Annotated in this window: 9 protein-coding genes and 1 pseudogene; 8 read left to right on the top strand and 2 right to left on the bottom strand. The window is 45.1% G+C overall.

Annotated elements, in window-relative coordinates:
• Positions 1 to 12: 12 nt before the first annotated feature.
• The 5 genes from ACQQ6X_RS23560 to ACQQ6X_RS23540 all read left to right on the top strand — a co-directional run bounded on the left by ACQQ6X_RS23560 (position 13) and on the right by ACQQ6X_RS23540 (position 8050).
• Positions 13 to 1113 carry a GerAB/ArcD/ProY family transporter gene (locus ACQQ6X_RS23560; RefSeq protein WP_305167287.1) on the top strand — a complete coding sequence of 367 codons (1101 nt, stop codon included), beginning with the start codon at positions 13 to 15 and terminating at the stop codon, positions 1111 to 1113.
• A 192-nt stretch (positions 1114 to 1305) separates the two neighbouring features.
• Positions 1306 to 2961: an SWIM zinc finger family protein gene (locus ACQQ6X_RS23555; RefSeq protein ID WP_305167286.1), complete on the top strand. Its 1656-nt coding sequence runs from the start codon at positions 1306 to 1308 to the stop codon at positions 2959 to 2961.
• A complete protein-coding gene (locus ACQQ6X_RS23550) occupies positions 2958 to 5921 on the top strand; it encodes a DEAD/DEAH box helicase (protein WP_305167285.1) in 2964 nt (987 codons plus the stop codon). The genes ACQQ6X_RS23555 and ACQQ6X_RS23550 overlap by 4 nt, the downstream gene beginning before the upstream one ends.
• A 146-nt stretch (positions 5922 to 6067) precedes the next feature.
• Positions 6068 to 6412, top strand: coding sequence for a hypothetical protein (locus tag ACQQ6X_RS23545; protein WP_305167284.1), 345 nt, complete (start codon positions 6068 to 6070; stop codon positions 6410 to 6412).
• Positions 6413 to 7114: 702 nt separating this feature from the next.
• A complete protein-coding gene (locus ACQQ6X_RS23540; RefSeq protein ID WP_305167282.1) occupies positions 7115 to 8050 on the top strand; it encodes a bifunctional helix-turn-helix transcriptional regulator/GNAT family N-acetyltransferase in 936 nt (311 codons plus the stop codon).
• A 122-nt stretch (positions 8051 to 8172) separates the two neighbouring features.
• Here the strand turns inward: ACQQ6X_RS23540 and ACQQ6X_RS23535 are convergent.
• Positions 8173 to 8638, bottom strand: a pseudogene (locus ACQQ6X_RS23535) (transposase); the annotation flags it as partial.
• A gap of 23 nt (positions 8639 to 8661) precedes the next feature.
• Positions 8662 to 9543 carry a LysR family transcriptional regulator gene (locus ACQQ6X_RS23530; protein WP_305167281.1) on the bottom strand — a complete coding sequence of 294 codons (882 nt, stop codon included), beginning with the start codon at positions 9541 to 9543 and terminating at the stop codon, positions 8662 to 8664.
• Between the two features lie 122 nt (positions 9544 to 9665).
• Between ACQQ6X_RS23530 and ACQQ6X_RS23525 the strand changes: the two genes are divergently transcribed.
• The 3 genes from ACQQ6X_RS23525 to udk all read left to right on the top strand — a co-directional run bounded on the left by ACQQ6X_RS23525 (position 9666) and on the right by udk (position 12058).
• A complete protein-coding gene (locus ACQQ6X_RS23525) occupies positions 9666 to 10625 on the top strand; it encodes an NmrA family NAD(P)-binding protein (RefSeq protein ID WP_305167280.1) in 960 nt (319 codons plus the stop codon).
• Between the two features lie 200 nt (positions 10626 to 10825).
• Positions 10826 to 11347, top strand: a complete 522-nt coding sequence (locus ACQQ6X_RS23520; RefSeq protein WP_305167279.1) for a ClbS/DfsB family four-helix bundle protein — start codon at positions 10826 to 10828, stop codon at positions 11345 to 11347.
• A gap of 75 nt (positions 11348 to 11422) precedes the next feature.
• Positions 11423 to 12058, top strand: a complete 636-nt coding sequence (gene udk / locus ACQQ6X_RS23515) for a uridine kinase (protein WP_013368919.1) — start codon at positions 11423 to 11425, stop codon at positions 12056 to 12058.
• Positions 12059 to 12271 lie beyond the last annotated feature (213 nt).

Below are 12271 nucleotides of genomic sequence, written 5' to 3'. Positions count from 1 at the left end.
AACATACCTTCCATGAAAAAGGAAAAAATATCTACCCTGCAAGCCTTATTCACCGTCACCTCCACTGTATATGCTGTGGGTATTGTCAGCTTACCAAGAACCATCGCGGAAAAGACGAAAACGCCCGACGTGTGGCAGGGACTTTTGCTGGCAACTCTACTTGGGATCGTCGTTATTTTTATCCACGTTAAATTATGTCATCGATTTCCAGGAAAAACGTTCTATGAGTTCAATCCTGTGATTGCAGGTAAACTCCTCGGCTTTCTGATCAATATCGCATTTATTGTATTCTGCATGATGATCTGCTCTCTTGTATGTAGAATGATGGCGGAGTTCCTCAAAGGTCTTGCGCTGGAGAGAACGCCAATAAGCATGATTCTCTTGCCGTTTCTTCTGCTAATTGGTTATTTAACCTGGGGCGGTCTCCATGCAATGGTTCGATTGATCGAGCTTTTTTTCCCTTTAACCTTTATTGTTTTTCTATTGTTGATCGTTTTTAATATCAACCATTTTAATCTTGATAATTTGCGACCGGTTTTCCATAAAGGATGGCGTCCGATCTTTGAGTCACTTAAAGTTATCCCTTTCTCTACAATGGGTTTTGAATCCATCCTTATCTTAACTAATGTGATGGCCAATCCACAAAAAGCATGGAAGGCTGGTTGGATCGGCTACTCGATTGCAATGGGTTTGTATATTTTGATGGTAACGATGGTTGTTGGCTGTATGGGGGTTGAAGAAGTTTCCCGATTGCAGTGGCCGGTCGTTTCTTTTGCACAGCAAATTGAATTCCCCGGCGCGTTTCTGGAACGATTTGAAATATTATTTATCATTTTGTGGACGATCAAAATTTTTATGACGGCCTCAAATTATTATTTCTATATTGTTACCGGGATCAGCCAGCTCACCCAAAAGTGGAACGGGTATATCTGTTATCTCCCGTTAATTATATTATTTTGCCTGAGCATATATCCCCAAAATTTCATTGAAATAGGCAACTTCGATAAAATAATCGGTTATTTTGGAATTGTTATAAACGCAGCAGTACCCTTGGTGCTTCTCGTCATCTCTATGGTTTTCCATCGAACAGAAAAAACGGATGAGAAACAGTAAAAGATATCTCCTCGTTCTTCCCAATGGCTCCTCCCCTTATGCTAAAGCGTAAGGGGTTTTACTTTTTAACCAGCGGTAATTCTACGAAATTTTCCAACTGCCTCCTCCACTCAAATTTACATTCGTGAACTGATATAATGGAAGAGTTAAGCTATTTCCAGATCAACTATACTCTCTTAGGAGACTAATCATATGAAACCAGCCTATCTTATGGATGATATACAGTGGCAGCAGCTTATTCAGAACGTGGCTGACCATTTTAATGATGTGACAATCAAACGAGGTTTCCAGTATTTCAAGCAGGGAAGGGTAAAAGAATTTGCAATGCCTGATGCCGACCATATCGCGGCTGTCGTGGATGGGAATGAGCTCTACGAGGTGGACCTCCACTTGAATGCTTTTGCAGCCAGCAGATGTACATGCCCTGTTCACACCAACTGCAAGCATATGATCGCCGTATTGCTGAATTACGCGAATGAACAGGAACGTTCTGTACATGCATTAGTGAATGCCCATTCGGCTGGATTCACACGGTTGGCTGCCAAAGCAGACACCCGTACCCCACCTGCTTCCCGGTCGAACCTTTCGCTAGAGCACAACGAAGCAACAAGAGATGCTCTCAGTAAAAAAGCAAGCAACATACCGGACATGCCCATTTCGGAATGGCATGATGTGTTCGATCAGTGTATCGCCCTGAATCATGTGCACACCCAAAATTCTCAATATGTTCAAAGCGCTCTAGCTTCGATCTATGCGGTGAAGCCACCGCTGTCAACTGGCATGCAGCAGCTATATGGACTGCATGCTCATCTGCGTGTACTGGAAAAGCTGGTGCCTCAGGCCCCCATGACGGGTTATCCTACTCATACCTATATGGGCTACTACACCCAAATCGCCGCAGATGAGCTTAAGGAGGCGATCGAGCGTGATTTTGAAAGTCCACTGGAGCCGACCGATGAACCGATGCACGAAGCCCGTATGGCAGAAACCTTAGCCTATTTGCGCCGAAAAATGCTGACAGAGTCGCGAAACGGTACTTATTTTTCGGACGCATATTATCAATTTTGGCTGTACTGGGTGCATCCTGTAAGGCAGGATTCTAGCATATATACAGAGGAGCTACAGCATTTACATGCAGCTGAGGAAGACCTTAGTGCAACGCTGGCACGGCTTCCATGGATGCTGGCTCAGAGCTGGATGTATGTATACCAAGCGCAGGATCAAAAAGCCTGGGAACTGCTACAGGAGGCAGAACGAGCTTTTCCACTAAAAATCTCCTCTGGCCAATTGCTGTTGTTCTTATACGCGTTGCGACAGGCTGAAGATTGGGTACGTCTCAAAAACGGACTGCGGCATATCGGTCCCCTGCTCCACAGTCATCGGGATGATCATTTACAGGATTATATGCATTATTGGGAGCTGGTTTTGCAGCACCTTCCAGATGCAGAAGAGGACATGTGGGATACGCTGATGGGTATGCTTCCATTTGCCGGGGGGATGTATGAAGAGGCCCTGCTTGCTCATGAAAAATGGCGACAATGGATCGACTATCAGCTAAGTATACGCAGTGAACCTTTAAGTTTTCGGGTGAGCGTGCTGCAACCGATTGAAAAGAATGCACCCGAGTTGCTGCTGCCCTTTTACCATCAAGCGGTAGAACGTTATGTGCTGGAAAAAAACAGATCCAGCTATAAAGCAGCAGTTAAGCTGTTAAAGCGATTGTTCAAGCTGTACAAAAAAATGAAGCAAGAAACACGCTGGGAGCTGTTCTTCACGACCTTTACCAGCCGTCACAGCCGCCTGCGGGCGCTACAGGAGGAATTGCGGAAAGGGAAATTGTTATCATGAGCCAATATACCGAATCAATTACGGTGCATATCCAATTAACTACCTATGGGGATGCGCTAATCTATGGTGATTCCTCCATGAACTATGGCATTTCCGGCCAAATGTTGAAGCAACGTTTGTTTGCTTGGCATGAGGCTTCATTTTACGGCACCGAACTGGAGATTCAGCATGTTCAAGACACCGATATTATCGTGCTGCCCTCGGAGCAAGTGATTCCTTTTCTGTCTGAGCAGGAGCTGCTGAAGCATATCGAATGGATCTGGGACGAGGCCAATGCCCCGTGGCTTCGGCTGATCCCTCTATTGGCTCACTGCATTGAGGCAAAAGCCTATGTACCCAGCTTTACGTCGTCTCAGGCGGGAAAGCTGCAATGGGAATGGGATACAGATGCCTTGGCAAATATCCAACCGGCAGAGCTGGCTTTGCTGGACCGATTGGATCAGAACGAGCGCGCTGGGTTGATAGCGGCGTTCTCAGCCGCTATATTTCAGCGCTGGTACGGCACCGAAGCGGAAGCCGCTGACCTGCGAAGAGAATATCCGATTCTCTTCGCCTCTAATCGCCAGGTCGCGGCCGGTCTGGACGCTCAGGCATGGCTGATCGCCATTGGCTGGAAGGCTGATACCGCGCCTTTCCGCCCGCTTCTGCAACTACTGGAGCCAGAGCTGGAGGACGACGAGCCGGCCTGGCAGCTCAAGCTTGTGTTGCAGGACAAGCAGGACCCGGCCTTGCTGGTGCCTGTACAGCTTGCCGATGATGGTTACGCATCCGGTTCATGGCCTGATGCGTGGACGGCACATGTGCGTGAGCGCTCAGGCGGATGGCTGGAACGCTTGACCGCCATGTTGCCCGCAGGGCAGCGTGCCGGAAGCCGCGGCGATATACTGAGTCGCCCGCTCACCGACGAAGCAGCGTGGCAATTCCTGACGACCGACAGCCAGCGTCTGCTGGAAAGCGGTTGGCAGGTACTACTGCCGGCCTGGTGGGAGGCAGCCACCCGCAAGAAGCCAAAGCTGCGGGCCAAGGTTCGCCCAGGCGAAGGGGCGGAAGCGCGTGCGAAGGGCGGCTCGCTGTTCGGACTGGACTCGATTGTCCAGTTCGATTGGCGTGTGGCCATCGGCGATGCCGATCTGAGCGAGTCGGAATTCGCCGCGCTCGTGGCTCGCAACGAGCGCTTGGTACGCTTCCGCGGCCAATGGATCGCGCTCGACCCTGCGCTGCTGGCGCAAATCCGCCGCGCCATGGACGGGATCGACAGCGCTCAGGGATTGTCCTTTCAGGACATCCTGCAGCTGCATCTGCTCGGCAACACTGACGAGCCTGAAGGCGACGCCTCGGGCGAGCAGCCGGAGGACCCGGCACGCTTCCGGCTGGAGGTCGAGCTGAACGCTCATCTACTGAAGCTGATCAGCCAGCTCGGACGGCAATCGGAATGGCCCGCTCTGGATGTACCGGACGGGCTGCAAGCCGAGCTGCGGACGTATCAGCAGGACGGGTACGCATGGCTTGCCTTTTTGCGGCGCTTTGGATTGGGCGCCTGCCTGGCCGATGATATGGGACTTGGCAAAACGGTGCAGTTTATTACTTATTTACTGCACCTACAGGAAATTGCCACCGAGACGGGTGTGCGCTCCAGTTCCCTATTGATTTGCCCGACTTCGGTGTTGGGCAACTGGCAGAAGGAGCTCAGCCGCTTCGCTCCTTCCTTGAAGGTCATGCTGCACTATGGAAGCAAACGAGAACAGGGAGATCAGTTCCGCGAAAAAGTCGAGCAAGCTGATGTTATCCTGACTTCTTTTGCTACAGCAGCTTTGGATCAAGAGCTGCTGCAAAGCATGACCTGGGATTCGCTCTGCCTGGATGAAGCGCAAAACATTAAAAATGCACAAACCAAGCAATCCACTGCTGTTCGCAGCTTCCCTGCACGTCATCGTATCGCGTTGACAGGAACACCTATTGAAAATCGGTTGTCCGAGCTATGGTCCATTTATGATTTTATCAATCCAGGTTATCTGGGCAGTTCACGCGCTTTTAGCAATCGTTTTATGAATGCTATTGAGAAAGAACATAACGAGCAGCGCACGATGGATTTGCAAAAGCTGGTTCAGCCTTTCATGCTGCGGCGCAAAAAGAAAGACCCTGCGATACAACTCGATTTGCCCGACAAGAACGAGATGAAAACATACATTCACCTCACCTCTGAGCAGGGCGCGCTCTATGATCAGATTGTTAAAGAGTTGATGGAACGGATGCAAAAGCTGGAGGGAATCGAGCGCAAAGGAGCTATTTTATCAGCTCTGACCCAGTTGAAGCAGCTTTGTGACCACCCTGCTCTCTTGACCAAGGAGGCGCTACCGGATGCAACAGCTTCTGGTTATAGTCAATCCGATCTTGAAGCGATCATTAGTCGATCATCCAAGCTGGAGCGCATTCTTGCTATGGTCAAGGAGCTGCGGGAGGAGGGCGAGCGCTGTCTTATTTTTACGCAGTATATTGGTATGGGGCAGATGCTTCAGCAGGTACTCTCTCTGGAGCTTCAAGAACCCGTGCTTTATCTGAACGGCAGTACATCCAAATCTGCACGTGACCGAATGATTGAGCAATTCCAATCTCACACGCTTCCTCCTGACGAGCAACCGTCCGTGTTTATTTTATCGCTCAAAGCCGGGGGCGTGGGCCTCAATCTGACAGCTGCCAACCATGTCTTTCACTTTGATCGCTGGTGGAATCCGGCTGTTGAAAATCAGGCTACAGACCGAGCCTACCGGATGGGACAAACCAAAGATGTGCAGGTCCATAAATTCATCTCGCTCGGCACGCTGGAGGAACGCATTGACGAAATGCTGGAGAGCAAGCAGCAGCTCAGTGACCAAATCATCACCAGTACCGAGGGCTGGATTACAGAACTGTCTACAGAAGCGTTAAAAGATCTCTTCACGTTACGACGCGATTGGGCATAATGAGGATCCAAATCGAGCTATAAGGTATAGGGAGTACCCGTTTGAGTTCGTTATATGCCTATTTTAAGGTAGAGTAGTTTATAGCACGGTCCAACACTCCTTTGTGTGCATTTAATATCTCATCACAACAAAGGAGTTGATTTTTAGTGGCTATTCGTCCTCCAAAAACGCTGAAATCTACGGGCAGAAAAGTTCCTATTACGAGATATCGCAATGTGAGCCCAACACAAACCCTTACTCGATTTACGGTTATCTGGGCTAACAATGATGGTGTACCTTTTAATACAACCGGATTTTTCGCTACACTTCGCCGTTTAGATGGAACTTTCGTCCAGGCTGCAGGCTTTGACAGTTTTGGTACTGCTCGATTCAGCAGGGTCCGCACACCTACGAACCAAGCTTATGTTCTGCGCACCTTTAGAGACGACGGAACGCTGTTCCGGGTTAGATCCGTCCCTGCTGGCGTATCCTCATTTGTCGTTATCGGTTAAGGTCGTACCGAACGCAAGCCTAGACGTAATTAAAAAAAGAAGCCAGCAACAGAGCATATCTGTACTGACTTCTTTTTTTGTTTACTACCTATATCTGAACTCCAACGAATTGCTGAGGAATAGTACTATTGACGAATGGATGCGGTTCTGATAATCGGCTCCGTAGACAGCAGCTCTCTTGAGGCGGACCCGGTCAGTTCCAAGGCTGGAATGAGGCCCAGCGGCTCCAATCGGGGATTTTGGAAAGCATTTAGCTCTTGAGCTTTTAAAAAGAGGCGCGAAAGCCTATATGTGGGCAAGAAATCCTGATTTTGTAGCAGCTACAGCAGAGGTTGCGAAAAAATATAAGAAGCCTGAGAAACAACCTGCTTTCAAAAGATCGTTTCTCAGGCTTTTATCATTCTGTGAACAATGGACTGACGTACTCGGATGCCTGACCAGATGTTGTCCTTTTCGTCAGTGATATGAATAAAACTGGAAGAATGCTTTTCTCGCTGAACAGACAGCGGGCTTATACTGTCGAATTGTTCAGAAGCGTCACGTACATATAAAGCTCTTTAGTAGTTCCGATCTCATGATGATTTTTTGGAAGGGCAGGAGTGGAGCGAATTAAACACCTGACTAAGTCAGATAAAATAATTGACTTTGTCAGACATCTCCATTATCATAATATTCCAAATAGTAATTTCAGGAGGTATCCTTATGAATTCAACCTACACGTCAATAGTTCATTCCATTCGAAAATTCAATCGTTTTTATACAAATGTTCTTGGACTGTTAGAGCAGTATTTGCTGGATAGTGAATTTTCTCTATCTGAAGCTCGTGTATTATACGAACTGAATAATATCGAGAATTGTACGTCGAAAAAGTTGATCGAAGCCCTAAGAATGGATTCAGGCTATTTAAGCAGGATGATGAAACGATTTGAGGCGTTTAACCTGACTTACAAAGTGCGGTCTGCTGAGGATGGGCGATTATATTTTCTCTATCTCACCGATAAAGGACGGGAGACGCTTGCCAGACTGGACGCGCTTTCCGACCAACAAATTTCCCAAATGGTTGACAAACTGCAAGTACATAACCAAAAAAAGTTGGTGGAGGGCATGGAGATGATCGAAAGTGCTCTAACTGACAACCCTGTTTCCACAGAAGAAAAAGTTAGCATACGTTCAGAGATTAGAGCTGGAGATATTGGTTATCTGATTTACCTGCACGGCAGGATATATGCCAAAGAATGCGGATACAATCATGTATTTGAAGGATATGTCTGCAAAACCTTTTATGAGTTCTTGGAGAACTATAGTCCGGAAAAAGACAGGATATGGCTTGCTGAAGCAAACGGAATAATAATTGGCGCTATTGCGATTGTCGGCCATACATCAGAAAAAGCTCAATTGAGATGGTTTATTTTACATCCTGACTTTAGAGGAATGGGGCTTGGGAAAAGGCTGCTGAGTCAAGCGACACAGTATTGCAGGGAAAAAGGTTATCGGCAAGTTTATCTGGAAACAACGGAAGACCAAAAACATGCGATTCATATGTATACACAAGCAGGTTTCAGATTTAAGAAGGAATACCGCAGCAGTGCATGGGGCGTTGACCATGTTGAGCTTACATATGAGTGGAATTTGTCATAATCATTTGCGAGAGCTTAAAATAAAAACACCGCTTTGGTATTATCCCTTTCAAGTAGACAAGATAAAAAACATCTGGTTGTTGGTCATCCCCCTGTCAAGTAGACAGGACTAAAAAGACACTTTTAAGCAGCCGTTTCTCGGTAGTCAACCGGGGAACGGTTGTTTAATTTTTTCTGGAATCTACTTTGGTTATAAAATGAGATATATTCACATACCTGTTGTTCTGCCTCAGCAAAGGTTTCGGGTTTGCTTAAATAAATCTTTTCTGTTTTCAGGTGAGAAAAGAAGGACTCTATGCAGGCATTGTCTAGACAGTTTCCTCTCCTGGAATGGCTTCCAAGGATTCCGAGCTTTTAAGCTTGCGGTTAAACGGTTTCGAGGTATACTGAAAACCCTGGTCTGAATGGAGAATAACCCCCTCTAGCCGACTGAATTCCCCATTTTCTCATGAGTCGGTATACCTTTTTTGTGGTTGACCAAGAAGCCTTCCTTACGTAAAGCGGCTGTCATACGCAGATAACCAAAATAGGGATGAAGACGGTGGATAGACAACATACGAGACTCCGGAAGTTCTTCCTTTTCTTTACGCTATTGTGAGCGAAGAACTGGGTTCAGGTGAGTAATTCTTTTAAAGTTGAAATCCATCGTTTTACTTCTAAGCGCTCTTCACCTCGAAGACAAGCAACACCATAAATCACTTCTTCAGTGTAGCTTAAAGGAACAAACGAGATCTCGTTATCCTCAACAACCACGAAATTCGGCAGAACCGAAACACCAAGATCACTTTTTATCATGGTGTTTATTGTATTTATGGTATCCCCGTAGGTAAAACTTGAATCAGGACAATTCTCAATAATTTTCCTGTGCATGCTTTTTAGTGTTGGAGGGGATTGGTGCTCGTTAAATAAAATGATCGATTTATGATTTAATTGTTCGAAGTTTAGTTCACGTTCATTCGCAAGAGGATGATTTTGGGGCAAAACACAAACATACGAGCCTTTAAGAACGGGGTAAAAGCAAAAATCAATGTCCTTTCCTAAATTATCTTCTGTAGTAAATATAATATCAAACTTTTGGTTTAATAAGTCATCTTTTTCTCTAGTCAAATTGGATTTTTTTAACTGAATTTGAATCTGTGGATATTTTTCCTTAAATCGCTTAATAATATCCGGCAAAACTTTCTTCTCAAAAACAGTCTCCGTGTAGCCAATGATTAAGGTACTATCATATTTTTCCGAAAGTCGTTTTGCTTTCTTTATGGATTGGTCTAATCTAAATAGAAGCCCTTCAATATCTTCATAAAAACTATTGCCGGCTACAGTCAAATTGACAGTTCTTTTGTTCCGAACAACTAAAACGATTCCCAATTCATTTTCTAAGCTTTTGATGTTGTGACTCACAGCAGGTTGTGTCAAATTTAATTTATTCGCAGTTGTTGAAAAGTTAAGTGTCTCAGCAAGAGAAACAAAGCATTTTAGTTGTTGAATATTCATTTGAAACACCCTTTTAGTAATAAATGTTTTTTATAAATCATAACATAAGGTAATTACACACTTGCGTCAACCTATGATATTCTTTCCTTGTGAAAATTATCACTAGGGAAGAAGGTATAAAAATGCGTTATATTATTACAGGAGTAGATGGTCAATTAGCAAGTCGCGTAGCAGAAACTGTTCTTGAAGAAGTAGATGGTCACAATCTAACTTTCACTTGCATGAAAAAAGATAGAATTCCCAAAGCTAGGGTTCAACGATGGGAAAATGCAGGAGTGAAAATCTTTGAAATCAATTATGATGACATTCCATCAATGGATCGAGCATTCAAAAATGGTGATCGTATCTATATTGTCTCGGGCCTTGAAGTAGGCAAAAGAGTACAACAACACAAAAATGCGATTGATACGGCAATTAAAGCAGGAATCTCTCACATCACATATAGTTCTTTTATTGGTGCAACGGATCCAAAATATGCTCACGTTTTTGTAACTCCAGACCATACAGCGACTGAAAATTATTTAAAGTCAACAGGTATTACCTATAATGCAATGAGAAATAATTTATATTTAGAGAACTATCTGACCATGTATCCTATGTTAGCACTAATGTCTGATAATAAATGGTTAAGCACTGCTGGTGAAGGCCGAGCCACTTTAGTTCACAAAGATGACTGTGCAAGAGCCGCAGCCGCAGCTCTCCTGGGAAAAGGCGAAGACAACAAGGCTTATAACATTGTAGGGTCAGAGTCTGTTTCTGTAAGAGATCTTTGTAACCTAATTAAAGAAATTTCTTGTAAAAATCTTGAGTACATTCCTGTTAATCCAGAGCAATATTATGAATACCTGAAAAAGTTACACATTCCCAAAGAGATTACGGGCGATTTCTCTCAATCACCTGTTCCATTTTGTGGCGAAGATCTCATGACAACTGATGCTAGCATTAAAGAAGGTCTTTTAAACGTCGAGTCTAATGCAATTGAATTATTGACTGGACAAAAACCAAAGACAGCTAAAGATATTGTCGAAAAATATAAATATATTTGGGAAGAAAATATCCAAAACTGGCGAGACATGAAATAAAATCTTTAAACACCATCAACGCCGTTCTGCGCCAAGTAACGGTGCATTCTCTCTGTGCAAATCAATTGTAAATGCCAGGTATGAGCCCGCACAATGCGGGCTCAATATTTTTATTTCTGAATAAGACATACGGTTGTCATATTGAGAATGGTACATATAAAGGAGTTAGTATCACCCATATCATGTAAAGGAGCGATTAGATGTCTAGCTACGATTACGCTTCCAAATTGGAGTTAAAAGAAGCCATTCATGCGTCTTACTTATTGTTCGACAATGAGTTCCAAGAGATCGACGAATCCCTCAAGGATACTCGAATAGCCGAAGTAGATAAAACACCTGCCGAAATGATTGCCTACCAGCTCGGATGGCTTGATCTTGTCATGAGCTGGGACAGAGACGAACGGGAGGGAAAAACCGTTATCATGCCCGCCCCGAATTACAAGTGGAATAGACTAGGCGAACTATACCAAGCATTCTACAAGACCTATTCCCATCACTCTCTATATGAATTACGCAATATGCTCAAGCTGGCTGAGCAGACATGGCTGGATTGGGTGGACACACTCAGTCATGAAGAGCTGTTCACCCAGGGCATTCACAAGTGGACAGGGACTAATCCAAATTGGCCTATGGCGAGGTGGATTCATATCAATTCCGTGGCACCGTTCAAAACATTCAGGGCCAAGATCCGGAAATGGAAGAAATACAACGTGCAACATTGATGAAAAAAAGCGTGCATTGTGCTACAATACTTGAGTTGTATCGGGATACATTTAGGGAAGGGTAAGTGAAACGCCATGCTAATTATTGGTATTGCCGGCGGTACAGGTTCCGGTAAATCGACGGTCGCACGCGCCGTCGTTGAGCGTCTGGGATCTAATAAAGTGACTTTCATATCTCAGGATAACTACTATAAAGACCATTCACATCTGAGTTATGACGAACGTGCTTTGGTCAACTATGATCATCCGTTTGCCTTTGACAACGACTTGCTGATTGAGCATCTCCAATGTCTGAAAAAAGGACAAGCGACTCAAGCGCCCGTATATGACTTTACGGTTCATGCCCGCTCCACGGACGAGACGGTAGAGCTTCTGCCCAATCATATCGTTATGTTGGAAGGTCTGCACGTACTGTCAGACGAAAAGCTCCGCAGCCTGCTTGATATTAAGGTATTTGTGGATACGGATCCTGATGTGCGCATTCTGCGTCGGGTTCTTCGCGATATTGAGGAACGTGGGCGCACCATCCATTCGATCCATGATCACTATTTGACGACGGTTAAGCCAATGCACGAAGCATTTATTGAGCCTTCCAAGAAATACGCCGACCTGATCCTGCCTGAGGGCGGACACAACGAGGTTGGCATTCAACTGCTGTCTATTTTGACTGAAAAATATTTGGCAGGAGATCGGACCTGGGGTACTGTATAAATAATCCCGGTTGTCCAGGCTGTCGAGATCTTCTCGACAGCTTTTTTGGTCTTTTATAAACCATTGGAACTAAATTATCTTTGGAATCGCCGTGTCGTTTATGTTAGCATGTAAAGATTGAATGCTTTGATTTTAGCTAAAGTTGGAAGCGTTATCAAATGTGTCTGTCAGATGATCAGGCCCTCGCCTTAATGGCGTCTTTTTTGAATAGAT

Origin of the sequence: Paenibacillus ottowii, assembly GCF_050516475.1 — a bacterium.
Classification (GTDB): Bacteria; Bacillota; Bacilli; order Paenibacillales; family Paenibacillaceae; genus Paenibacillus; species Paenibacillus ottowii.
The sequence above is the reverse complement of the archived record's forward strand: the minus strand, read 5'-3'. Positions and strand labels throughout refer to the sequence as shown.

Coding starts and splice junctions, on each gene's coding strand:
- ACQQ6X_RS23560 (WP_305167287.1), top strand. CDS start 13: ATGAAAAAGGAAAAAATATCTACCCTGCAAGCCTTATTCACCGTCACC.
- ACQQ6X_RS23555 (WP_305167286.1), top strand. CDS start 1,306: ATGAAACCAGCCTATCTTATGGATGATATACAGTGGCAGCAGCTTATT.
- ACQQ6X_RS23550 (WP_305167285.1), top strand. CDS start 2,958: ATGAGCCAATATACCGAATCAATTACGGTGCATATCCAATTAACTACC.
- ACQQ6X_RS23540 (WP_305167282.1), top strand. CDS start 7,115: ATGAATTCAACCTACACGTCAATAGTTCATTCCATTCGAAAATTCAAT.
- ACQQ6X_RS23530 (WP_305167281.1), bottom strand. CDS start 9,543: ATGAATATTCAACAACTAAAATGCTTTGTTTCTCTTGCTGAGACACTT.
- ACQQ6X_RS23525 (WP_305167280.1), top strand. CDS start 9,666: ATGCGTTATATTATTACAGGAGTAGATGGTCAATTAGCAAGTCGCGTA.
- ACQQ6X_RS23520 (WP_305167279.1), top strand. CDS start 10,826: ATGTCTAGCTACGATTACGCTTCCAAATTGGAGTTAAAAGAAGCCATT.
- udk (WP_013368919.1), top strand. CDS start 11,423: ATGCTAATTATTGGTATTGCCGGCGGTACAGGTTCCGGTAAATCGACG.